Source organism: Sphingopyxis sp. BSNA05, assembly GCF_013265645.1.
Taxonomy (GTDB): Bacteria; Pseudomonadota; Alphaproteobacteria; order Sphingomonadales; family Sphingomonadaceae; genus Parasphingorhabdus.
The window spans coordinates 1-23435 of record NZ_PYIA01000062.1; the positions used below are offsets into that span (position 1 = coordinate 1).

The window sequence follows — 23435 nt, forward strand, 5'->3', positions numbered from 1 at the left end:
TTTGACGACCAGCAAAGTGGGGCCCGTATGAGCCGCGTCGTGCTGATGAAACGTCCTCTAGATGGATGGCCGGATTCGGTCAACATAGTTTTTGCATTTTTGTTGCAAAAATATTCGTAATTGCTCTGTAAGACCATGTTTCCGGCGATCAAAAGGCATCACGACCCCTGCACCATGTTGAATGAAACTGAACCACTGGCCGACCACGGCAATTTCGGAAATCGTGTAAGGAGCGCGGTTTTCTGGCGTTCGGGCACCCAGATATTGTCGCAAATCATTGCCTGGGGCGCGACCCTGGCGGTGATCCGCATTCTCGATCCGGAAGATTATGGTATTTTCGCGATGACCCAAGTGGTCCTGGTTTTTCTCAGTTTCCTGAACGGCTATGGCCTGGTCAGTTCGATCATCCAGGCGGAGAAAGTCGAACCGATCCGGATTCGCCAGGCTTTCGGCATGCTGTTGCTGCTCAATGGCGGCATCGCGATCCTGCAGCTGCTTCTAGCCTCCTTTGCCGCCGAATATTACCGGCAGCCGATCGTCGGGGACCTGCTCCGGGTGCAGGCGCTTATCTTCCTCGCCACCCCGTTCATGGCCCTGCCCGAAGCGCTGCTGACCCGCGATCTCGAGTTCAAGAAGCCGGCGATCATCAATCTGGTCTCGGCGGTGGTCGGTGCAGTCACCGCGCTATATTTCGCCTATAATGGCTATGGCGTATGGACCCTGGTCTATGCGCCGCTGGCGATATTCTGGAGCCGCGCGATCTGCCTCGTCATCGCGGTCAAATTCTACATATTGCCGACCTTCAATTTCAGGGGCGCTGGCGCCATGTTCGGCTTCGGCGCGACCCTGCTCGCCAGCCATCTCTTCTGGACAATCCAGAACCAGTCCGACATTTTCATCGCCGGCCGCTATCTCGAGCCATATGAACTGGGCCTCTATGCAGAGGCGCTGTTCCTGACAACGATCTTTGCCGCCAAATTCGTCCCGCCGCTCAACGAGATTGCCTTTCCCGCCTATTCCCGCCTGCAGTCGGACCCGCGCGCGCTCGCCTGGTCCTTTCTCAAGGCGATCCGGCTGATCATGCTGATCTCCTGCCCGCTATATTTCGGTCTGGCGGTTACCGCCTATCCGGTGGTCGAGACATTGTTCGGCCCGAAGTGGACCGAGATGTCGCCCTTTGTCGCGATACTCTCGCTGGCGATGCCGATGATGACGCTGCAGATATTGTTCACCCCGGCAAACAACGCGCTCGGTCGCCCGCAAATCACCGCCCGGACCAATATGTTCGGCGCGATCCTGATGCCGATAACCTTTCTGATCGGTATCCAGTTCGGCGTTTGCGGTCTGGCCTGGAGCTGGGTCATCGCCTTCCCGCTGCTGACGATCTTCACCTTTTCCCAGTCGAACCGTCATATCGGCATCACCGCCTGGGAGATTGGCAAAGCCGTCTGGCCGGGTCTCTCGGCCTCCCTCGTCATGGCGGCCATAGTCTATATTGTGGATCAGATGCTGCCGGAGATGATCGTCTATGCGCGACTGGCGCTGCTGGTTGCCACCGGCGGAGTCGCCTATGCCGGACTGCTCTATATTCTGGCGAAGCCGACCTTGATCGAGGTGATCCAGCTCATCGTCCGGCGCAAACCGCCGGAGCCGGGCCCGGCAAATCTGGAGGCCGAGTCGATATAGGCCAGAGACCGACGGCCATCGGATTGCGATCGACACGGCGTCGCTGCGCCATGCGCCTCATCAAAATGGCCATTGCCGAAAGGCGATCAACAGCCCAGCGTCGGGACATGGCTCATATTCTATCGCTCGCAGCGGGCACATTGCCCGAATTTCAACCCGAAGAAGTTGCGCATGCCGCAGGGCACGCGGGCTTCAACCATGTCGGCTTCACTATCGAACCGGAGACATGGACAGCAGAGAGCATGCGCGCAACCCGCGCCGCGATCCGGACCCATGATCTGTCGGTGCTGGACGTGGAAGTCGTGTGGATAGCCGAGGGCGGCACGCTGACCGATGACCACAAGCTGATCATCGACGCAGGCATGGAACTGGGTGCCGCCAATATACTGGTCGTCAGCGCGGAGCCGGATAAGGGAAGAACCGCCGAGGCCCTGCACCAGCTGTGCGAATGGGCCGCGCCCGGCCAGATGCGGGTGGCGCTGGAGTTTCTGATGATCACCGCTGTGCAGTCGATGGGGGACGCGCTCGCCATCATCCGGCAGACGGACCATCCCGCCGCAGCCCTGCTGATCGACACGATTCACTTCCAGCGGGCCGGGCATAGACCCGGGGAATTGGAAGAATTGGAAGCATCTTTATTGCCCTACACGCAGATCTGCGACGGCAAGCGGGATTGCGCGGCGCGTTTGAAGCCTATCTGGAAGACGCGGTGGATTTGCGCAGCTGTCCGGGCGAAGGCGCGCTGCCGGTGGCCGACATCATAAGGGCGCTGCCGCGCGACATAGCGCTCAGCTTGGAGATCCGCTCCAAAACCTATCGGGATCGATTCCCGGATGCGACCGACCGCGCAATTGCGGTGCGCGGGGCCAGTCTGGAATATCTCAAGCAAAGCGAGATTGCCGTGCTATAGGCCCCGCGCCTCAGGTCGACTGGATATAGTCCCGCATCGCCGCGGCTTCGCTTTCGATCTTGTCGATCCGATATTTCACCAGATCACCAATCGAGACAAATCCGACCAATTTGCCCTCTTCAACGACCGGCAGGTGACGAATTCGTCTTTTTGTCATCAATGACAGCGCGCCCATGACGCTTTTGCTGCGTTCGACGATGATCACATCCGATGTCATCACATCGCGCACGATATGATCCATTGCACCATGGCCAAATTTGCGAAGGCAGTGAAGAACATCACGCTCGGAAAAAATGCCCACGACCGCTTCACCATCGAGCACCGGGAGCGCGCCGATGCGCCTTTCTGCCAATATTTCGATCGCCTGCGACACCGAAATATCTGCGGTGCAGCTGAATATTTCGCCGCTGCGTCCCTGCAAGATCGAATCTATGGTCATGGCACCTCTCCTCGCTTCTGATTCTGTTTATTGCATGCTTATAACATATTTTTGAAAGTGATGGCGCTTGATGGTAACAGGATTCCCGTCCAATGCACTGAAAACCACCGGAGTCCCCCTTGCCCCAGTATTCCCGTCTTGACGATCCACAATATGCCAGCCTTGCATGGGCGCGATACTGGCGCCTGATGCGCGGAATGGCGCTGTTCACCCTGATCTGCGTCACCATCTCCCTGGGCATTCTTTTCTATCTGCACGGCTTTGTGTCGATCCACATGTATCTGGCCACGGCGGCGGGGATAGCCTTCGCGCTGATGCTGATGGCCGGCCTGATGGGCCTTGTGTTCCTGTCGAGCGGCACCGGCCATGACGAATCGATCGACGATCCTGTATCAAAGGAAATAGACGCTGATGGGTAAAGATGACCTCGAGGAACTGGCCAGGATGCAGCCGGTATTGCGGGTTGCGCCACAACCGCGCGATCTGAACAACAATGGCCATATATTCGGCGGCTGGGTGCTGTCGCAAATGGATATCGCCGGCGGGATCATGGCGGCACGCGTCGCGCAGGGTTCCACCGCAACGGTGGCGATCGAGGCGATGGAATTTATCGCCCCGATCCTGACGCGCGACCTGATTTCGGTCTATGCCCGGGTCGACCGGATTGGCAGGACATCGGTTGCGATTCGGCTGGATGTTATCGCGTCGCGCAATCTCGGCGAAGAGCGCGTCCCGGTAACCAGCGGGCTGTTCACCTTCGTTGCCTTGGATGAAAATCACAATCCGCGCGTGATCCCCGAAACGTCTAGGGAAAATATCTCGGCTAGAGACTATTTAAGCCGCTCGACCCGATAGGTCAGCACCCGCTCGCTATTGGGCGGCACGGTGACCTCCCAGATATCCGTGCCAATCTTGCGCGTGAACCTGTGACTGGTTTTCCTGAACCGCTCGCTATCGCTGCGCAACAGCTTGATTTCCACCTGCGCGGGTAGCCGGGACGCATTGGTCAGGGTTAGCCGCATGTCACGCGCGTGCTTTTTCTCGTCATCAACCTGCGCCAATTGCTCGACAATCATCTTCACCTGGTCGCTTGAACCAATGGTGACCTCGACCAGCTCGTCGATCGCCTTGTCGTCAAAACTGCCTTCGCCGAGCAGCATCCGCGCACCGTCAACATTCCGGAACGCGATCAGTTTCCCCGCAGGTAGCGGCACACCCAGCTGGTCCCGCTTGCGGTTCTCGAAACGCAGGGTAGTCGCCAGTGATCGGGCCGATTGGGCATTGGTCGCCCGTATTATAGTTCCAAATATTTGCGTGAAGGGGATCGCCGATTTCTCCAGAAACGCAACCTGCTTCTGGCTTTGCGCCGCCACGGTGACCGGCACCGGTATCCGATAGAGCTTGAGATCACCGAGGTCCTCCTGCTTCGCCATCACCTTGCGCGCCGTGACCGTTATATTGTCTGCCATCATCGCCGGGGCAGGTGGCGGCGGAGGAGGCGGTGGAGGTGGAGCAGCGCCAAAGGCCTCGCGCCGTTGCACATATTGCGCGATAATATCGCTGCTTGTTCCGTCGGGCCAGCAAGCCAGGTTCACGCTTCCGCCACTCGCCGGTGCTATATTGTCGCGCCCCTTATTGGGTTGGCCCGCCACCGTCTGGGTTTGCGCCTGGCCGAAGGATGTTTCGTCACCATTGGCCAGCGTCACCCAGGAGAAGAGGTTCAGGTGCGAACCCTCGTCAGAAATATCGGCGACATAATTGGCCTGCCAGTCGAAGCCGGTGGCCAGATAGGATAATGTCACCGTTGCGCGGGTTGCTGTCTTCACCCTGCTTTTCACTGACAATGTAGGTTTGGCCGAAAGACCTTCCGGTATCGCCGGATAGACAATGGCCTCGTTCAGACCGGTACATTGCAAAGCTTCGAAACCTTCGGCTGTTTGCACCACCATCCCGCCTGTCGCATCGGTCCGGATCATTGCATCGAACGTTTCGGTTTTCCGGTAGCAGCACTGGTCCGCCGGATTGTGACGCCCTGCCCCAAATAGCTGTTGAGCAACGCCGACGGCGAAAGCAGCGCCGCATCCCGGTTTTCTCGATGATGTCATCCGGCAGACCGGTAACGATCGCCGATTGCGGAATAATCCCCCCAGCGACTCCTTCGAACCGCAGGTCCACCTCGCCCACCGGCAAGTCAATCGTGCGCTGTTCGGTAATCAGCGCATAGCCGCCAAGATAGCGAAGGTTCATCGCATTGTTCGGTGCGCGGTTGGGATTGCGGTAGACGGTCACCGAGACCGATCCTGGCCCCTCGGATGTCACGACCTGATGCGCATGACCGGATTGCGCCGCGGCGGGAGCCGAGACTGCAAGGATCAGGAAGGCGAAAAATGTTCGCCGCACCATATCAGAACCGGGTCTCGAAAACCGCTGTTACTGTCGTTCGCCCATTGGCGGGCACGGGCACTTTCCAGACAAGCGAATCGGATGACCGCCGCTTGCTCGTCATGCTCTCGCTCACGATACGCGTGTCATCCCAGTAAAAGTCGAGGCCGTTCTGGATCAGCGACACCGTAACCGCATCGGGCCGCGCATTGCTGATTTCATAAGTCATGCTGGTGCGCCATTTCGATGCGGACAGGCGCTTGCGCTCGGTAACGGTTGGTTTGACTTTGACATCAAAGGCCTCGCCGGTCTTCAGCCCCAGTTCCGACCCCATGGGTGTGTGGCCGATATTATTCTCGCCGATGAATTGCGGCTGGCCGGATGCATCTTTCATGTAAACCCGCACGGTACCTGCGGGCAACGCATCGCCCAGCCCACCGTCGCTGGAAGAGCTGAATTCCAAGACCGTGTCCACGCTTTGCGGCTCGTCTTGGGTGCCAAGCCAGCGATTGGAATATTCATAGGTCTTCTGCGCCGGCGCGCCGGTTACATCCAGAAAGCTGACCTGTTTGGTCTGGGCATTGGCGATGGTCGTGCGCGCCGCCAGCGGATAGAGGTAGAAATCGCCCAGCATTTCCCGGTCGGCCGATTCGATCCCTGCGCTGCGGATATTGTTTCGCGACGAATAATTGTTTCGACCGATCACGCCTGGTGTCCCGGCGACCAGCAGGGTCTTGGCGTTGTCGAAGGTCGTACCGGTATTATTGGTCAGCGTGACCCAGCCCTGCACATCCATCTTGCCGGCCTTTTCGTCGAACAGGGCGACATAATCGGCTTCCCAGCCCAGCCCCGATGTCAGATAGCTGAGCTGCGCAGGTCGCGTGCCTGCGCGCGAACTGTTCAGGGTCACCGACAGGGTTGGCCTGGCCCGCAAATTCTCCGGAACCTTGTCGAAAATCACCCGTGTCGGCAGGCGATCATCGCGCAGCACCTCGATCCGGCTACCGATTTGCAGCACCACGCCGCCATTGGCGGCCAGCACCTTGGCCCGTTCGCGGGTTTCTGATCCGGTAGCCGGGTTGATCCGGACGATCGTTACCGTTTCGCCAACCGCCTTTTCCATCAGCTTGGAGGGGGACAGAAGATCATAGTCGAAATTCTGCTCGACGATGCCGCTATTCGGAGCGGTGAAACTGACAGTTTCCGCGCGGATCTGCCCGGATACGCCAGGGAAAGACTGGATCGAGCGGCCTGCCGGAATATTCAGCTGCCGGACATCCTGAACCAGCGCCAGATTGCTGTTGTATATGGTGACCGAGACGTCACCCTGGTCTGAAGACTGGCTGATCGCCGGTGACGCGGCGGTCACCATCAGAAATCCCGCGAAAATAAAAGGCCGCATATTGTCTCTCCCCTATCGAAACATGACGCTAACGCATTGAAAATGAACCTGAGCTAAATAGTCATTGCTCCGGTCCGGAACCGTCCAGCGGTGCCAGCCAGCGGAATCTTGCGCCAGCGCCCGGAATGACCCTGTCAAATTCTTCGGCCACAACGATATTTTTCGACATCAGAGCCTCCCGTGCTACCGCCCGGTCCGGGGCGGCGCCGCTCATTCCCAGTGGCAGGGCGATCCGTTCCGAAGCCAGATGATCAAATCGAGATTTTCGCTGGAAGCCGGATCAATCGCGCCGTCTGCGATCCTGACTTCCGGCAGCGCGACCGCCGGCGGTTGCAGCCTGATCACCCAGCCCTTGGCCCCCGCAGCGACACGCTGCTCCAGCGCATAATAGGACGCGAGCGTGGCGCCGGGTAACGGCTTGGCAACGACCATGGCCCGCCGCTTGCTGCTGTCCAGCGTGACATCATCGACGGGCACCCCGGCAATGAGGGCAAGATTCTCCCGCAAGCGGGTCACCTGGATTTCGGCTTCCCGGGCCTGTGCCTGGGTTTTGGCCGCAGCGAGCTCGGCCGACTGGGCATCTTCCCCGGTTTCCACCTTGAACTGGTCGACATTGACGGTGATCGACCGGCCCAGCGTGCGGCTCAGCACCCGCGAGCTCTGTTCGGCTGCTCCGGCGATAATCGTGGGCGTGAAGACAGTGGCGTTGACGGTGATCGGGTCGGCATCGAAATCGATCTCGATCTGCGAAACGCTGGCGCGCTTGCCGAACTGGTCCTTGATATAACCGTTGGCGGAGCGCGAGACATTGGCCTCCCAGGCAATCTGGCGGAGCGAAAGGCCGAGAGGAATCGCCAGCGCGATGAACACCACCACCATGGCGGCGATCTGGAACTGCGATTGCCGTTCGGACAGATAGGAACGGAAGCCGTAGAGCCACGCCATGGCGGTCGCGGTCAGCGCAATCGTCATCAGGTTGGTGAAAAACAGCAGCAGGGAGCCACCGAACACGGCCCAGTTGAAAGTCGCCAGTCCGAAACCGACCACCGCCAGCGGCGGCATCAGGGCGGTAGCGATGGCGACGCCGACAATCGTTCCCATCCGTCCCCGGATCATCGCATAGGCACCGGCCAGAGCAGAGAAGAGCGCGACCAGCAGATCGAACAGATTGGGCCGCGTGCGCGCGGCGATTTCGGCGGTAACGGTTTGCAGCGGTGACAATGTAACCACCAAAGCGGCGAACAGGATCGAGATAATGCTTCCCAAGACGATCGCCTTGCCGCTCTCTCTCAGCCAGGCCGAATCACCGACGGCCAGGGCAAAGCCCGCTCCCATGATCGGCCCCATCAGCGGCGAAAGCAGCATGGCGCCGATTACGACAGCCGGAGAGGACAGCAGCAGGCCGAGAATCGCGATACCTGCCGACATCGACGTCATGAACGCGAAATGGGGCGTAAAACCGCTGTCTTCCCGGACTTTGTCGATCACCGCCTGCTGGTCGACATCGGCCCGGACGACCATCCGCCACCAGCGGCGGAACAGGCGAATGCTGCCGGTGACCGGATCCAGCGGTCCGGATGAGGGCTTGGGTTTCAACTCTGCCGGACTTGCCGCATTTGCCTGATCGTCTGTCATCGAGTCACTTTAGCCGCGAAAAATGTCGGCGAATAGTTAAAGATTACCTCCGGGGTAGTTGAAAAATGAAGGGTTACGTCTTTTATCAGAAAACTGTACCACCTATATAGATCACAGCGGCTATGATGCCGCGCCAGGAACTCTTGGGAGGAGTCATCCTATGCCACGTCCCGAAACCGATATTGCCGCCACGCGGGCAAGAATCATCGCTGCCGCCGACAAGATGATCGAGGAAAGAGGCGCCATCAGCTTCACGATGAGCGATCTGGCGACCGCGGTCGGCATGTCGCCCTCCAATCTCTACCGCTTCTTCGAAAACAAGGACGCGCTGGCGGAAGCATGGCGGGAGAATGGTTCGCCGAATTGCTGGCGATCATGGAGGAACTGGTTTCCGCCGACATGCCGGTGGAAGAGAAGCTCTACCAGTTTTTCGCCCGACGCGTCGTCATCAAACGGGCGCGTTACGAGGAAGATCCTGAACTTTTCGAATCCTATATGGAACTCGGCAACGAGCATTTCGAAGTGATCAAGGGCTATGTCGATCTGGCCGATCACTATATGGCCTCGATTCTCGCCGAGGCGATGGACAAGGGCTATTTCAAGGGGCTGGACCTCGATACGGTCGTATCCCTGGTCAACACCATGATGCAGCCCTTCTGCAATCCCCAGCTGATGATGCAGATGATGCATCTGGCGACCGAAGATCGTCTCCGGATCGTGATCAACACGATCCTGAGCGGCCTGCAAGCAAACAGGGACAGTGCCGCCAAGCCGGAACTTTACGTCGCCAGCTAGGCGTCTTTCGCCAGCCACTGTTTCATCATCGCCGGTGGCGGTGACGGGTTCATCTCGCTTTCGTCCAGCGCGGCCAGAGCGCGCCGGCGGTCAGCATCGGTAAAACTGCCGGTGGTCAGGCAGAATTCCACCATATTGCCATTGGGGTCGCGGGTGTAGACCGAGTGGCACCAATTATGGTCGATCTCCAGCACGTCGAGTCCGGCCGCGTTCCATTTCTCGCGCCAGACGACGAGTTCCTCGGGCGTGTCGACAGCGAAGCTGTAATGGTTGGTGCCCTGGGGCGTTCCGGCGGCTTCGTTGAGGTCGAACTTATATCCGCCTTCCCCCGGCGTATCCATCAATTCCCAGAAGGCGATGAACCGGCTGTCGCCGCCGTCCATCCTGTAAAAGAAATGCTTGCCCCAGCCGCCGCCCATGACCGGCGCGATCTCTACCTTGACCAGTTCGAAACCCATGACGCCTTCGTAAAAGGCGTGGATCGCCTTCATGTCCTTCGCCGCGAGGGCGAGATGGTGGTAGCTCATGGCTTCGCTCCCTTCCGTTTGTCGACCATGCCCATGACATCGGCGGTGGCGCCATCGGGGGCTGGCACCTCGACGACGCGCTCCGGCACATCGTCAAATTCCAGTTTCAGCGCCCGGCTCATCACCGCGTGCATCATATAGGTGCAGGTGATGTAGGTGAGCTCGAGTATTTCGACTTCGCCGAGATGCTTTTTCAGCGCCGCGAAGACACCGTCGGGCACCCTGCCCCGCTCCAGCACCAGACAATCGGTATAAGCGAGCACGGCGCGTTCGACATCGCTGAAACAGTCGGCGACCTGCCAGTCGGGGATCGCCTTGACCTGTTCCTCGGAATAGCCCTCGAAGCGCATGGCCTTGCTGTGCTGGGAATAGACAAATTGCGATCCCACCGCATAGCCGGCGCGGATCTGGCCGAGTTCACGCAGCTTCGGGTCGAGTTGACGTCGGGAAGAGCGGTAGAAACCGAAACCCTCGCTGATATGTTTGAAAGCGTCGGGGACCTGGGCGAAGACGGTCCACCAATTTCCCGGTGTCCCGGTTGCCGTGCCGGGTTCCGCCACCGGATCGCGATCGCCGAACAATGTATTGTAAAGACCGAGGACATAGTCGTCGGTGACTTCTGCTCGCGGTATTTCGCGCAGTCGGGGCATAGAGTCTCTCTCCTATGCCCCGACTATGCACAATTTGATGCGGCTGACTAGCTCGCGAGATTCCGCAACACATAATGCAGGATGCCGCCGTTGAGGAAATATTCCATTTCATTGGCGGTATCGATCCGGCAGATCGTCTTGAAGGTCGACTGCGTGCCGTCGGCGCGGGTCATTTCGACTTCGACTTCCTGCAGCGGCTTCAGCGTGGCAACACCCTTGATCGTAAAGCTCTCGGTGCCGTCGAGGCTGAGGATCTCGCGATCGGTGCCTTCGACAAACTGCAATGGCAGGACGCCCATGCCGACGAGGTTCGAACGGTGGATCCGTTCGTAGCTTTCGACGATCACAGCGCGGACGCCGAGCAGATTGGTGCCCTTCGCCGCCCAGTCGCGGGAGGAACCGGTGCCGTACTGCTCGCCACCGATAACAACCAATGGCGTGCCGTCGGCCTTGTGCTTCATTGCGGCGTCGTAGATCGGCATGACCTGGCCGTTATATTTGGTGTAACCGCCTTCTTTGCCGTCGGCCATTTCGTTTTTGATTCTGATGTTGGCGAAAGTGCCGCGCATCATGACTTCGTGGTTGCCGCGGCGGGAGCCGTAGCTGTTGAAGTCCTGCTTGCTAACCTGATGATTTTTCAGATATTCTCCGGCAGGGCTGTCCTCCTTGATCGCGCCGGCTGGCGAGATGTGGTCGGTGGTAATGCTGTCGCCCAGCAGCGCCAGCGTCTTCGCCTCGATGATATCGCTGATCGGCTCCGGCGTCATCGTCATGCCGTCAAAATAGGGCGGATTGGCAACATAGGTCGAGCCGGCGCGCCACTGATAGGTGTCACCACCGGTCACATCGATCGCGCGCCACTGCGCATCGCCGTCATAGACATTGGCATAGCGGCTCTCGAACATCTCGCGGTTGACGAAGCTGTTGACCATGTCGGTCACCTCGGCGTTGGTCGGCCAAATGTCCTTCAGGAACACATCCTCGCCATCCTTGCCCTGCCCGATCGGCGTTTCGTACATATCCTCGCGGACCGTGCCCTTCAGCGCATAAGCGACAACCAGCGGCGGCGAAGCGAGATAGTTGGCGCGCACGTCCTGCGACACGCGGCCTTCGAAGTTGCGGTTGCCCGACAATACCGAGGCGGCAACCAGATCATTCTCGTTGATCGCCTTGGAAATCGGCGCCGGCAATGGCCCGCTGTTACCGATACAGGTGGTGCAGCCATAGCCGACCAGGTTGAAGCCGAGATAGTCGAGATCCTCGCTCAGCCCCGCCTTGTCGAGATAGTCGGTGACCACCTGCGATCCCGGTGCCAGCGAGCTTTTCACCCATGGCTTGCGCTGCAGACCGCGTTCCCGCGCCTTGCGCGCGACCAGACCGGCGGCGATCAGCACCGTCGGGTTGGAGGTGTTGGTGCAGCTGGTGATCGCGGCAATCGCGACATCGCCATGGGCAAAGCCCTGGTCGCTGCCCTCGACGTCGACCCGCTTGCCGTCATCATCGACGCCAAAGACCTTCTTGAGGTCTCGGTTAAACTCTTCGTCCAGCTCGGCCATCGACACGCGCTGCTGCGGCAGCTTCGGTCCGGAAAGCGACGGCACAACGCTGCCGATGTCCAGTTCCAGCGTCTTGGTATAGATCGCGTCCTTGGTCGTCTCGTCATAGCGCCAGAAACCCTGCTCCCGCGCATAGGCTTCGGTCAGCGCGATATCATCCGCGCTGCGGCCGGTCAGTTCGAGATATTCCAGCGTCTTTTCGTCGATCGGGAAATAGCCGCAGGTCGCGCCATATTCCGGCGCCATATTGGCGATGGTCGCGCGATCGGCGAGCGACAGTTCCTTCAGGCCCGGTCCGTAAAATTCGACAAAGCTGCCGACCACGCCGACTTCGCGCAGCATCTGCACGCAGGTCAGCACCAGATCGGTCGCGGTAATGCCCTCGGCCAGCTTGCCGGTCAGCTTGAAGCCGACCACCGGTGGAATGAGCATCGAGACCGGCTGGCCGAGCATCGCGGCTTCCGCCTCGATCCCGCCCACGCCCCAGCCGAGCACGCCGAGACCGTTGATCATCGTGGTGTGGCTGTCGGTGCCGACGCACGTGTCGGGATAGGCGACCATATTGCCCTCGGCATCCGGCGAGGACCAGACCGCCTTGGCGATATTTTCCAGGTTCACCTGGTGGCAGATACCGGTTCCCGGCGGCACAACGGAGAAATTGTCAAACGCCTTGCTGCCCCATTTCAGAAATTCGTAACGCTCCATATTGCGCTGATATTCCAGCTCGACATTATGCTCGAAAGCCTGCGGCGTGCCGAATTCGTCGACCATTACTGAATGGTCGATGACCAGATGCACCGGCACCTGCGGGTTGATCTTTTCAGCATCGCCCCCCAGCGCCTTGATCCCGTCGCGCATCGCCGCGAGATCGACCACGGCCGGCACGCCGGTAAAATCCTGCATCAGCACGCGGGCCGGACGATATTGGATTTCCGCCGCGCTCTTGGCTTCCTTCTGCCAGTCGACCACCGCCTGCGCATCCTTCGCGTCCACGGTAAAGCCGCCATCCTCGAACCGCAGCATATTCTCCAGCAGCACTTTCAGCGTATAAGGCAGCTTGTCGATATTGCCGAGCTTTTCCGCCGCTTTCGCGAGCGAATAATAGCTATAGTCGGTGCCGTTGACGCTGAGCGTCGAGCGGGTGCCGAGGGTGTCTTTGCCGGTGGTTGTCATGGGTCTTTGCTCCGTTTTCTTATCGTTGGTTCAACCGAGTGGGGAGAGCGTTGCAGGCAGCGCAGACGGTTGATGAATCAGGTTCGGGAGCGCTTTAGCTTATGAGGAGGGATTGTGGAAGGGGTAGAGAGCCGATCCGATGGTTCATTTAACCCGATCGCTTGTTACTAGTCACAGAGTTATATACAGTTGAGTTTCGCAATTGGGGGTATTGGCAATGAGAACTGAAGTTGGCAACTTAGACGGGACACCGAAAAACAGTTATTTTGGTCAATAATGTCAGACTATGACTTGGAAATGAGTGTCTGCGAATTGATCGACAACTCAATCGACATTTGGAACAATCGCGGCAAGAAAGGCAAGCCCATAATTGACGTACATTTTAATATCGAACAGCAAATAATCTCAATTGTCGACAATTGTGGTGGGATAAAGGAAAGTCAGCTTGATAGTCTGCTTGCTCCAGGTGCAAGTCAAAACTCACCTGACGACGAAATCATCGGTATTTTTGGTGTGGGGAGCAAACGCGCCGTCGTAGCCTTGGGCAATGACATCGAAATTCGCTCTCGATTCGGATCGAAGGAAACTTTCTCTATCAAAATCGACAATGAATGGCTGGGCGACGATCGATGGGAAATCCCTTATTATAAGGTCAATGAAATCAATAAGGGTACTACAGAAATCAGGATTCATTCTCTTCGATTTGGTATATCGGATGGTACAATTCACAGTCTACGTGAACGATTAGGGTATACTTACTGTCAGTTCATAAAAATGGGCTGCCAGATTAGAATCAATGGGCAACGGTTGGTCGCATCGCATTTTGAACATTGGGCGTTTCCGAGCGGTAATCCGCCACGCCAATCTTTATTTTCACACCAAATCGACGGTCTGGGCGAGGTCAACTTTGACATCAGCGCGGGACTAATTCTGGATCGAGATCCAGAAACAGAAAACTACGGCGCTTATTTTTATTGCAACGATCGACTTATTTGTCGTGATGTCAAAGATCGTCGTGTCGGTTACAATGTTCCGGGCGAACTAGGCGTTCCGCATCCAGATGCTTCCTTATGTCGAGCGGTGATTAGAATCAACGGTCCAGCCAAATTAATGCCGTGGAACAGTAGCAAAACTGACGTTAACTTTGACCACTCAACAATTGGCTATTTCCGACCGACGATGATGGAGCTTCTTAAGCATTATAGCTCGCTTTCTAGACGTCTTAAGAAGGATTGGGACAGACAGGTTTTTTGTAAAACCGAAGGCGACGTTGAGATCTATGACAATGCCGATCCGGAAAAAGCAAAAACCGTGCACCTACCGACTCTCCCAAGAGTTAGACAATCGACCGAAGAAAAAATTCTAAATAAAAATAAAAACAAAATCGCCAAAAATCCTTACTTAAGGGGGATTATTGAGGGAATAGTTGCGGCTGATTTAGTGCAAAAAACAAAAATCTCAGCACATCCAACCGTATATCGCTAATATTAATCGATAGCAGTTATGAAATTGCTTTAAAGGAATTCATGGTCCATCGGATCGATTTATTTCCAAAACGTGAATACCCTGACACTACAATCAAGAATATTTTTCAAAATCGCACGGATGTGTTGGTTCATATTAAACAGAAAGTTTCGTTTACTACGAAAGAGAATGGCTACCTGAACGCAATATCATTTTATTACCTCATGCGCTGCAACCTTATTCACGAACGCGCAACAGCAGATGTTTCTGATGCTGATATCGCAAACTTTAGGCACGCGGTAACGATGATCCTAAAAAAGCTGTTTAATATAAAGCTATAAACCACGAAATTACGATGACGGGGTACTAAAGAAACAAATCGCAATTTAGCAGTCTTACGGAAGTTCGCGGGCCTCAGCTATCTTTGTCAGATTACGGTGACAGTTTACCAAATGCACTAATTACCGATCGGACAGGACTTTTCTGGGCGCTCGGCTTGATGGCTATGCCCCGTATGGCCGAACGTCGGCACATTGTTTTTGCTGGAGCGGAGCTGGAGTGAGGGTGGAGCGGGGCTGGAGAGAGGTTGTCCAGATAAGCGGCTATCATTCGGCTTCGCGCGCTTGCGAACCGACAGGCTTTCCCTGCCCTTCAATGCCTCAGTGGAACTTCCGGTCCTGCCCAACATTGGTCTCCGGGTTCTGGGCATCTTCATAAGCGGACACAAGCTGCTTGGCCAAACAGGTATCAAGCAGGGTCTCCAGATCACCCAGATCGAGCACTTCTTCTTTCCAGTGCAGGTCGGCGGCTTCCAGCGCATCATAATAAGGGCTTTTGTCGGCCGCAATTTGCTCGGGGATCGTTTCAAGGCCGGGAAGGCGATAACCGATTTTCGCGCACAGCACGAAATAGGCCAAAGCTCTGGAGGTGCGCCCATTGCCATCCGTGAACGGATGAATCCAGTTGAGCCGCCACATGACATAGGCACACAGGTGCAGCGCGGGTTTGTCGGCAAAATTGTCCATCACATAGTCGCACATATCATCGACAAGCGACGGAACCAGATGGGCATCCGGTGGCACATGTTTGCTGGCGCCAATTTCGACACCCGCTGGACGATAGGTTCCGGCATGCGATGACAGGCCCTCCAAAGCCAGCCGGTGCAGATCGAATATCGTTGAATTGCGCAGACGAAACGGGCGGTTATCGCGCACGACTTCGTCGATCAGATCGAGCACACGGTCGAACTGGGCTACGGCATTTTCGGATTCGCGCTGCGCTTTTGCTTCGGGATCGGTAACAAGCGAAGGCTCTGCCGCCTTGCTGTCCCGATCATGCGTGCCCATCAGCCTTGGCTGGTGCCGATTTTGTCAGCGGCCCTGTCGACCATCGCACGGGTGACACGGTCATTTTCGATATGGGCGTTGCCATAGGCAAAGCTGCGCCGCTGCGCTTCTTTCTCGGCCTGCGACATTTCGCGTTTTCGCGCTGCCTCGATCAATTTTTCCAGATGCTCACTCATAAGGTATATATGAATCCGCTGTGGACCATTAGCAACAGCAAATATCGCAAATTGTGATAATCACTGGAAACTATTTTGTGGCTGTTGTGTGATGTGCTGCAGTCTGATGCGCGCTTTTTCGCATGTCTCGACTTTGCTTGACACGAACGGGGATGTTTTCTGAAATTACGGTGACCGTTTACTAAATGCACGAATTACCGATCGGACCGGACTGTTCTGGGCGCTCGGCTTGATGGCCACGCCCCGCATGGCCAGTCGCTTGTTCTCCGCGCTTGACGAGGAGCTTTGGCCACAAGCACCGTTGCTTCTGCAATGCGCAGGGCTCCGCATCGCGTGCGGAGCACGGGTGGGAATTACGGTGCCTTGACTGACTAAGCCGGGGCTCTCGCCGGATGAACTCTCTGGTTCTTGGTTTATGTAATTTCTGGCTTCTTTCGCCTCAGAGCTTGGTCACAAATTCCCGGGAACGAAAATCAAAACAATATAATGGCGGATACCGTTCAGCAATGATCCCAGAATTGTTGTATATTCCAACACATTCAACCGTCTCGCCATAGACCCGAATTCCAAATACTTTGTTTTCAGGGACGTTCGCAAAATATTCTGGATAGTCTCTCTTTACAAGATTCTTCGTTTCTATAAATAATTTGTCAGTCTCCTTATATCTATAAACATAATCTTTTTCACACTTCATCGTGCATCCCGAAAGTGCAATCAAAATAAAAACGGATAAAACCTTATTATCATTTCAATCTCCCGATGAATTACGGTGACAGGTGTAACAATCCCGGCATTATGTAGGAGTTACAGGAAGGTCAGCAGGAACACGGGGTAAGGCCCGTGGGTAAGCTGATCTTATGTATCTTGGGGCCAATCGCGCTCGTATTGAGCGGGGCGTGCCCAATGCGTGTTATAGTTCTCGGTATTGAGATGACTATTGGTCGTGATCTCAAAACAATAATAAGTCCTATGTTCGAGTCCAAAACGACATCGGTAAACAACGTATCCACCGATGTATGGATATCGTTTGGTGTTGTCGTACCCGTTGATCCGTACCGTGTGGATGGAACCGGCATCCAAATAAAATTCGGAGAAATTTCCGCCACTAAATTTTTCAGGAAGTCGCGGCTCTGTAAGCGATTGGCTCCTGACCCGCAGCACCTTAACGGGAGACCGGCCAATGTTTTTCAGTACAGGAGAGAAATGAATAAGATTGCTTGTAGTGCTTTTTTCTCCAGTTTTCAGGTTTACGACAATCTGCCCTCTTTCCGCCTCCCTAAAGCTGATAAGCGCATTTTGGGAGGCGTTAGCAGCGCGCCTAGTCTCGGCAAAAGTCTGCCAAATCAACCAAACGCCAACCACGCTGAGAATTATCCCCAATACGGCGGCAAGGCCCATAATCTTGGTCCAACTCGCCATAGATTGTTGAGCCTCCAAATCCTCACGAGCATAATAGGTATTGTCATGGGTTGGTTCGGGCAGGCTTTTTGCTGGCGGCGCAGTGACCCCGCTACCGTCAAGGGATGGGGCTGGTTTCTGACTGGGGTTGTCAGCGGCTGTTGTGGTTGCGTGCCGTTGATCTATTGGATTTGGTGAAGCCATAGTCACCATTCCGGCTAATCCTAATGAAACTAATCCGATAACTGCAAGGATTGGACTCCAATAGCCTCTAGGCATTGCAGCATGAACGCGGCTGTAAATCCGCCCCTGCTGATCTTGTTGTTGAGATTGCGCTCATTCTCTTGAACGCCAATAGCCGCCAGCTTTTCAGCAAGTTGAGCATAGGTGATTCCCCGCCGTTTCAACTCACCCTTTAACATATTTTTGCGCGAGTCTCGAACTCGACATTTACCGGATCGTCTTTTCTGGTCGCCATGGTACTATCCTTTGTCATCATATATGGTGATAATACTCATTGAAATTGGTTATATCAACCCCTATATATGGTGTATTAAATAACCATATACGATGATAAGCATGAAAACCAAAGGACAACATTTTTTACTTTCAGCCAAAGCGCGGACTTTGAGCCTCAAGACCGTTTTTACAATGGGAGAGGACAAGGCCTACAATCTCTTTTGTCAAATGCGCTGGCCGGAAACCGATGGTCAGGCCGTTTGCCCTCGCTGTGGTTGCATTGATACTTACAACATCAAGTCGCGCCGCCAGTTCGAGTGCAAGGCTTGCAAGCACCATTTCTCGGCATCGAGCGGCACGATCTTTTCCAACCGCAAAATGTCCTATGTCGATCTGCTGGCCGCTATCGTGATATTCGTGAACGGTGCAAAGGGCGTTGCTGCGCTTCAACTCTCACGCGGTCTCGACTGCCAATACAAGACCGCTTTCGTCCTTACGCACAAGCTGCGCGAGGCGATGGCGATTGAGCAACAGGGCCGCAAGCTGGACGGTATCGTGGAAATGGACGGCGGTTATTTTGGCGGTTATGTGAAGCCTGAAAACCGGAAAGCAGACCGCAAAGACCGCCGCCTGAAATCAAACCGCTCGGGCAAGCGCGAGTGCGTTGTCATCATGCGGGAACGTGGCGGCAAGTCGCTTTCGTTCATTGTCAAAATGAAGGTGATGCCGCTCCTTTCGTCCGCGATCATGTCGAAAACCTTGCCACCATCTATGCCGACGAAGGAACGGGCTGGGATGCCCTTCACGCTGGCTGGGATACAAAGCGCGTCAATCACTCGGTTGCTTTCATGGATGATGGCGTTTGCACCAACCAAGCCGAAAGCTACTTTTCACGCCTTCGCCGGATGGAAGTGGGAACGCACCATCATATCGCAGGACCATATCTCAATCAGTACGCCAGCGAAGCCGTATGGCGCGAAGATCACCGCCGCGTCGATAACGGACGGCAGGCCAGCATGGTTGCCAGTGCCGCGATGCGGTCAGAAGTTAGCCGGAAATGGGCTGGCTATTGGCAACGCGCGGCCTGACTCGACTCTTAGATTAAGCGCCGCTAGCTTTCCGATTTCTGACCATCTGTAAGGAAATTGGAATGTCCGACCAACAAACTAAAAATCCCTCCTTCGCGTTTGCATACTATGCTGCGAGCGCTGCAACGACAGCGATTCACTCGCTTAGCAGGGCGGGGCTTATCGGGAAGCAGGAGATAAAGGCTCTTTCGGAGAACCTTGAGTTGTGTCGAGGATTGTTGGGAAGCGATCCCCATTTGAACGACTCTTTTGAGGGTCTATCTGCTCTTTTGAAGTCCGCTGCCCATGCAAATAAGAATTGAGAATCTCATTTTGATTTTTAATATGCTCTGCGAGTGTCAAATCAGCCATTGCTAGTTCCTTTCTCATTAGTTTCAGTTATCGATCAATCGACCACCGCTTAGGGTGGCCATCATGGAGCACAACGCCGCGCCCGGCCCGATTGGTCAGGGCGCTGTTGAAGCTGGCCATAATCCTTTTTAAATCGTCATAATGCGGCTCGGGTAGTCTTTGCCGTTCAAGCGCCTCAATTACTATCTGGCGCGTTGTGAGCGGCTCGGTAGCGTCTCGCAGCACTTCCAGCGCAGTTTGCATCCCAGCGCCCCGCCTTGACCATCTGGACGGCTTGTGCGCCTTGCGAGGCTTTACCCCGTCGCCGGTCCAGTCCGGATTGAACAGGTGAATGACGGCTTCCAGATGCTCAAGATCGGCGCGGTGCTTTTCCGCTTGCTGCTCGGCCTTGCGGACTTCGCCCATGACCAGCGCATATTTGCGGTAAAGAGCGGAGAGAACATGGGGTTCGGCCATCCCGCCTTATCCCAGCTAATCTCACTTTATCCCAACGGATTGTTCCTGTAACTGATACATAATGTCGAACAATCCCCAAATAGAGGGCTAACAAACCCTCAGACATCCCCGTTCTGATGGCGGAATATGCCGACGATATTCACGCTTTCGGTTGAGGGCGCAATCCGTTTGCGCGCTTTGTCGGGTGTCTCGACCTTGGCCTGTCCTGAGCGCCTGCCTGAGCAGGCAGCCGAAGGGCTCGACACGAACGGGGGCGGGGAGCGCTCCCTCGTCATCCTGAATTTATTTCAGGATCTCGTGAGATTGGGCTGTGCCGGTGGGGGTCCTGAGCCGAAGGCCACCGCAAGGTAAACGAGTTCAGGATGACGATGATTGAATGGACGGGAACGCGTATTCCCTGCCCTATTTATCTGTGCCCCTGCGAAGGCAGGGGTCCATCTCGTGAAATCGCCGCGTGCCTGATGGTGGATTTGCGCACGAACTAAAGTTTAGCATGCAATCCTCGCTGACCCTCTCGCCGCGTGAGCAGAGATGGACCCCTGCCTGCGCAGGGGAACAAAGATTCCACATGCCCATTCTCCCGATCCAACACCCTTTCCTACACACCGGCGCTTCTGATATGGATTCGGCATGGCTAGGAAAAAACGAACGGGCGCGTTGCGCGCGCGCCCTCGTCATCCTGAACTTGTTTCAGGACCTCTTGAGATTGTGCGCTGCCGGTGGGGGTCCTGAAACAAGTTCAGGATGACGACTTTTACTACGACCTTCACGATTATGACGACGGTGAATATGGCAAAGAAACCCAAGAACCTACCCATGAATAGCCCCCGCAAACCCCGCCACGACGGCTGGACCGAGGCGCGGAAGAAGACGTTTCTGACGGTGCTGCGCGAGAGTGGCTGCGTGATCGATGCCTGCCGGGTGGCGGGGATGTCGGATACGTCGGCCTACCGGCTGCGCGAGCGCGATCCGGAGATCGCGGCGCAGTGGCAGGACGCGCTGGAGAACGGGCAGCGCGGGCTGGTCGCGGTGGCGCATCAGCATGCGGTGGTCGGCAAGGAGACGATCATCTACCGCGACGGCGAGGAGATCGAGCGGCGGGTGGCGCCGTCGGATTCGCTGATGGCGCTGCTGATCAAGCGCGGCGATCTCGGCGGCCGGATCGGCGCGCGCACCGCCGACCAGGTGATCACCTGGGAGGAATGGCAGGACGGCGTGCGCTTTGATGGTGAGGGCAACAAGATCGACGAGCGCGAGGAGGCGGAAGCGATACGCAAGTCGCTCGACCGGAAGCTGGGCGACATGCGGATGAAACTGCTGGCGCGGCGGGCGAAGGAGGAGGAGCGGCTGAAAGCGCTGGCCGCGAAGGTGGGGGAGAATGAGGGGGATGATGGTGCGGGGTGAGAGCGTGGGGGGTGAGCGCACTCGTCATCCTGAACTTGTGCTTTTCTCGTCATCCTGAACTTGTTTCAGGATCTCGTGAGATTGCGCTGTGCCGGTGGGGGTCCTGAAACGCGTTCAGGATGACGACGATGGTTACACACACTGTTCGTGCTGAGCTTGTCGAAGTACGGATGGGTCGCGCAAAGGGTCCTTCGACAGGCTCAGGACGAACGGCAGCGCGCTGTGCTCCGCGCTTGACGCGGAGCTCGGGCCGTAAACGCCGGCGGTTCTGGAACGCGCAGGGCTCCGCATCAAGTGCGGAGCACGTCCCTGTCCAGCGCGCCCAGCCCAACCTAAATCCCGCCGTCGGTGACCGCGTAGCCGGCTTCCTCCAGCCCGGCTTTCAGCGCAACGCGGCAGGTTTCCAGTTCGTGCGGGTCGGTCGAGCGCACCACGAAATTGGCGCCGACGGTGCCGTCGCGGAAAAGGGATAGCTGCCGATGACGCAGCTTTCGTGCGCCTTTTCCGCCTGGCGCAGCACGTCGGCGATCTCGCTTTCCGGGGCCCAGGCGCCGAGGGTCACGCTGAGCAGGGCGCGCCGCCCTCTAGCGTGCCGGTGAGCGCGTCGAGCATGCCGGCGGTGATATGGGGCACGCCGGCCATCAGGAAGAGATTCTCGATGCGGATGCCGGGCGCGCCGGACATGCGGTTCTCGATCAGCTCGGCGCCTTCGGGCACCCGGGCCATGCGCAGCCGGCCTTCGTTGAGACCGCCGCGGGTGGCGTAATATTTTTCCAGGATCGCGCGCGCCGCCGGGTGGATCACGACATCGACGCCCAGAGCCTTGGCAATCGCGTCGACGGTGATGTCGTCATGGGTCGGGCCGATGCCGCCGGTGGTGAACAGATAGTCGTTGCGGGCGCGCAATATATTCACCGCCTCGGCGATATGATCCATGTCGTCGGCGACCACGCGGACCTCGGCGAGGCGGATGCCCTGCACGTTGAGCCAGCTGGCGACCTGCGCGATATTCTTGTCCTGGGTGCGGCCGGAGAGGATTTCGTCGCCGATCACGATGAGGGCGGCGGTCCAGATTTTTCTTTGCTCATGGCCCGTCTATAGAGCGATGCCGGGCGCTTTGGGAATATGTTATTTGGTGCCGCTGGCCGGCTTTGCCTGATGGTCGGCCCGATAGTCCGAAAGCGGCGGGCGGGCAATCCGGTCGAGCGGCACGTGCAGCCACGATGGCTCGCTGCCCAGCCGCGCGTTGAAGCGGGTGTTGAAGGTGAACGGGTCGGGGCTGGCCGAGAAGAGATCGGGGCCGTAGAGCGGCTCGACGTCGGCCTGCGCATAGCCCATCAGCCCGAGCAGCGTCGGGAAAATCCGGTAATGCGAGCTTTTGTCCCGGCCCGCCGCCGCCGCCCTGGTCCAGCGCTGCGCCCCGGCCGGATCGCCGATCACCACCAGCGGCACCACGCCTTCCTCGATCTGCGGGTCGGGGGTGCAATGGGTTGCTTCGCCGCCGTCGCCGCGCTCGTGAAAGCTCTGGCCATGGTCGGCGGTGTAAAGGATCGTCGCCTCGCCGATCTGCGCCTGCGCGAACAGCCGGTCGAAAAAGTCGCCGACATTCCACAGAAGCGTGTTGCGATAGCTGTTGCGATAGAGCTGCCAGTTGTCCGCCCGCCCGTCGAGACCGTCGGTCCCGCCCATGTCGCTGACATCGGGATATTGGCCGCGCGCCAGCATCGGCCGGTAGCGGGCGTGGTCCATCGGGAATTTGTCGCTGACCGGGAAATGGCCGCCGACCTTGTTGACCAGGATCAGCTGCGGCTCGTCATCGTTGAGATAATCCGCCAGCCGGTCGGCCACCGCATGGTCGCGGTCGACAATCGGCACATCGGCGAACTGGTCCCAGCGATCGATCAGGGCGCGCTCGGCATCGTCCATCCGGTTCTGGTAATGGCCGCCGGTACGCTGGGCATCGATATATATGGTGGCAAGCCCGGCAGTCCTGGCATAGGCCCAGATCGACGGCATCGAACGGACCGTCTCGCGATAATTGTCGCGGGTCCCGCCAAAGCGCAACGTGACATTGCTGCCGACGCTGCAATGGTTGATCGCGGTCGCCAGTCCGAAATTGTGGATCGGCACCGCGCCCC

The 23435-nt window shown here is 57.1% G+C and carries 23 protein-coding genes and 3 pseudogenes; 10 read left to right on the forward strand and 16 right to left on the reverse strand.

The window, feature by feature from the left end:
- The first annotated feature begins 174 nt into the window (after positions 1-174).
- The 3 genes from C8024_RS07000 to C8024_RS07010 are packed head-to-tail and all read left to right on the forward strand — an operon-like array spanning position 175 to position 2596.
- Positions 175-1686 carry a lipopolysaccharide biosynthesis protein gene (locus tag C8024_RS07000; RefSeq protein ID WP_173203731.1) on the forward strand — a complete coding sequence of 504 codons (1512 nt, stop codon included), beginning with the start codon at positions 175-177 and terminating at the stop codon, positions 1684-1686.
- Positions 1687-1736: 50 nt separating this feature from the next.
- Positions 1737-2450, forward strand: coding sequence for a sugar phosphate isomerase/epimerase (locus C8024_RS07005; RefSeq protein ID WP_173203733.1), 714 nt, complete (start codon positions 1737-1739; stop codon positions 2448-2450).
- The gene (locus tag C8024_RS07010; protein WP_173203735.1) at positions 2435-2596 is read left to right on the forward strand and encodes a hypothetical protein; all 162 of its coding nucleotides are present in this window, start codon (positions 2435-2437) and stop codon (positions 2594-2596) included. Before C8024_RS07005 ends, C8024_RS07010 begins: the two co-directional genes overlap by 16 nt.
- Positions 2597-2606: 10 nt before the next feature.
- On the opposite strand, the gene C8024_RS07015 is transcribed toward C8024_RS07010, so the two are convergent.
- Complete coding sequence (locus tag C8024_RS07015) at positions 2607-3035, reverse strand: CBS domain-containing protein (protein ID WP_100092435.1); 429 nt, start codon at positions 3033-3035, stop codon at positions 2607-2609.
- A gap of 119 nt (positions 3036-3154) precedes the next feature.
- Between C8024_RS07015 and C8024_RS07020 the strand changes: the two genes are divergently transcribed.
- Together C8024_RS07020 and C8024_RS07025 are read left to right on the forward strand one after the other, a co-directional pair.
- On the forward strand, positions 3155-3454 hold the full coding sequence (locus C8024_RS07020; RefSeq protein WP_100092436.1) for a hypothetical protein: 300 nt from the start codon (positions 3155-3157) through the stop codon (positions 3452-3454).
- Positions 3447-3890, forward strand: a complete 444-nt coding sequence (locus tag C8024_RS07025) for an acyl-CoA thioesterase (RefSeq protein WP_254305676.1) — start codon at positions 3447-3449, stop codon at positions 3888-3890. Before C8024_RS07020 ends, C8024_RS07025 begins: the two co-directional genes overlap by 8 nt.
- On the opposite strand, the gene C8024_RS07030 is transcribed toward C8024_RS07025, so the two are convergent.
- The 4 genes from C8024_RS07030 to C8024_RS22525 all read right to left on the reverse strand — a co-directional run bounded on the left by C8024_RS07030 (position 3866) and on the right by C8024_RS22525 (position 8739).
- Positions 3866-5011: a DUF4139 domain-containing protein gene (locus C8024_RS07030; RefSeq protein ID WP_217272065.1), complete on the reverse strand. Its 1146-nt coding sequence runs from the start codon at positions 5009-5011 to the stop codon at positions 3866-3868. The genes C8024_RS07025 and C8024_RS07030 overlap by 25 nt on opposite strands.
- A 428-nt stretch (positions 5012-5439) precedes the next feature.
- Positions 5440-6819 (reverse strand): DUF4139 domain-containing protein, encoded by a 1380-nt coding sequence (locus tag C8024_RS07040; protein ID WP_173203740.1) that lies wholly within the window; start codon positions 6817-6819, stop codon positions 5440-5442.
- Between the two features lie 210 nt (positions 6820-7029).
- Complete coding sequence (locus tag C8024_RS07045) at positions 7030-8454, reverse strand: DUF389 domain-containing protein (protein ID WP_173203742.1); 1425 nt, start codon at positions 8452-8454, stop codon at positions 7030-7032.
- A 153-nt stretch (positions 8455-8607) separates the two neighbouring features.
- The gene (locus tag C8024_RS22525) at positions 8608-8739 is read right to left on the reverse strand and encodes a hypothetical protein (protein ID WP_302051601.1); all 132 of its coding nucleotides are present in this window, start codon (positions 8737-8739) and stop codon (positions 8608-8610) included.
- Between C8024_RS22525 and C8024_RS23120 the strand changes: the two genes are divergently transcribed.
- The gene (locus tag C8024_RS23120) at positions 8711-8980 is read left to right on the forward strand and encodes a TetR/AcrR family transcriptional regulator (protein ID WP_367947213.1); all 270 of its coding nucleotides are present in this window, start codon (positions 8711-8713) and stop codon (positions 8978-8980) included. The genes C8024_RS22525 and C8024_RS23120 overlap by 29 nt on opposite strands.
- Positions 8875-9249, forward strand: a pseudogene (locus C8024_RS07050) (hypothetical protein); the annotation flags it as partial. The gene C8024_RS23120 and the pseudogene C8024_RS07050, both read left to right, overlap by 106 nt.
- On the opposite strand, the gene C8024_RS07055 reads toward C8024_RS07050, so the two are convergent.
- From C8024_RS07055 to acnA, 3 genes are read right to left on the reverse strand one after another with little or no spacing between them, the layout of a single operon-like run.
- Entirely contained in the window at positions 9246-9776 is a 531-nt protein-coding gene (locus C8024_RS07055; RefSeq protein WP_173203746.1) for a VOC family protein, read from the reverse strand. The pseudogene C8024_RS07050 and the gene C8024_RS07055 sit on opposite strands and share 4 nt — an antisense overlap.
- Entirely contained in the window at positions 9773-10426 is a 654-nt protein-coding gene (locus C8024_RS07060) for a carboxymuconolactone decarboxylase family protein (RefSeq protein ID WP_173203748.1), read from the reverse strand. The genes C8024_RS07055 and C8024_RS07060 overlap by 4 nt, the downstream gene beginning before the upstream one ends.
- A 47-nt stretch (positions 10427-10473) precedes the next feature.
- The gene (gene acnA / locus C8024_RS07065) at positions 10474-13155 is read right to left on the reverse strand and encodes an aconitate hydratase AcnA (RefSeq protein WP_173203750.1); all 2682 of its coding nucleotides are present in this window, start codon (positions 13153-13155) and stop codon (positions 10474-10476) included.
- Positions 13156-13431: 276 nt separating this feature from the next.
- Between acnA and C8024_RS07070 the strand changes: the two genes are divergently transcribed.
- Positions 13432-14640: an ATP-binding protein gene (locus tag C8024_RS07070; protein WP_173203751.1), complete on the forward strand. Its 1209-nt coding sequence runs from the start codon at positions 13432-13434 to the stop codon at positions 14638-14640.
- Positions 14641-15278: 638 nt separating this feature from the next.
- On the opposite strand, the gene C8024_RS07075 is transcribed toward C8024_RS07070, so the two are convergent.
- The 4 genes from C8024_RS07075 to C8024_RS07090 form a co-directional block, all read right to left on the reverse strand.
- Positions 15279-15965, reverse strand: a complete 687-nt coding sequence (locus C8024_RS07075; protein WP_173203753.1) for a Fic family protein — start codon at positions 15963-15965, stop codon at positions 15279-15281.
- Positions 15965-16141 carry a hypothetical protein gene (locus C8024_RS07080; protein WP_173203755.1) on the reverse strand — a complete coding sequence of 59 codons (177 nt, stop codon included), beginning with the start codon at positions 16139-16141 and terminating at the stop codon, positions 15965-15967. Before C8024_RS07080 ends, C8024_RS07075 begins: the two co-directional genes overlap by 1 nt.
- Before the next feature lie 855 nt (positions 16142-16996).
- A complete protein-coding gene (locus tag C8024_RS07085; RefSeq protein ID WP_217272066.1) occupies positions 16997-17743 on the reverse strand; it encodes a hypothetical protein in 747 nt (248 codons plus the stop codon).
- A gap of 29 nt (positions 17744-17772) precedes the next feature.
- The gene (locus C8024_RS07090) at positions 17773-17961 is read right to left on the reverse strand and encodes a DUF6471 domain-containing protein (RefSeq protein ID WP_173203759.1); all 189 of its coding nucleotides are present in this window, start codon (positions 17959-17961) and stop codon (positions 17773-17775) included.
- Between the two features lie 265 nt (positions 17962-18226).
- On the opposite strand from C8024_RS07090, the pseudogene C8024_RS07095 reads away from it, so the two are divergent.
- Positions 18227-19086 (forward strand): annotated as a pseudogene (locus C8024_RS07095) (IS1595 family transposase).
- Between the two features lie 159 nt (positions 19087-19245).
- On the opposite strand, the gene C8024_RS07100 reads toward C8024_RS07095, so the two are convergent.
- Both C8024_RS07100 and C8024_RS07105 read right to left on the reverse strand, forming a co-directional pair.
- A complete protein-coding gene (locus tag C8024_RS07100; RefSeq protein ID WP_173203760.1) occupies positions 19246-19437 on the reverse strand; it encodes a hypothetical protein in 192 nt (63 codons plus the stop codon).
- 27 nt (positions 19438-19464) lie between these two features.
- Positions 19465-19893: a hypothetical protein gene (locus C8024_RS07105; RefSeq protein WP_173203762.1), complete on the reverse strand. Its 429-nt coding sequence runs from the start codon at positions 19891-19893 to the stop codon at positions 19465-19467.
- A 789-nt stretch (positions 19894-20682) separates the two neighbouring features.
- On the opposite strand from C8024_RS07105, the gene C8024_RS07110 reads away from it, so the two are divergent.
- Positions 20683-21297 (forward strand): hypothetical protein, encoded by a 615-nt coding sequence (locus C8024_RS07110; protein ID WP_173203764.1) that lies wholly within the window; start codon positions 20683-20685, stop codon positions 21295-21297.
- A 332-nt stretch (positions 21298-21629) separates the two neighbouring features.
- On the opposite strand, the pseudogene C8024_RS07115 reads toward C8024_RS07110, so the two are convergent.
- Positions 21630-22371, reverse strand: a pseudogene (locus C8024_RS07115) (competence/damage-inducible protein A).
- A 54-nt stretch (positions 22372-22425) separates the two neighbouring features.
- Positions 22426-23435: sulfatase-like hydrolase/transferase (locus tag C8024_RS07120; RefSeq protein WP_173203766.1), on the reverse strand; the 1010-nt coding region annotated here is incomplete at its 5' end.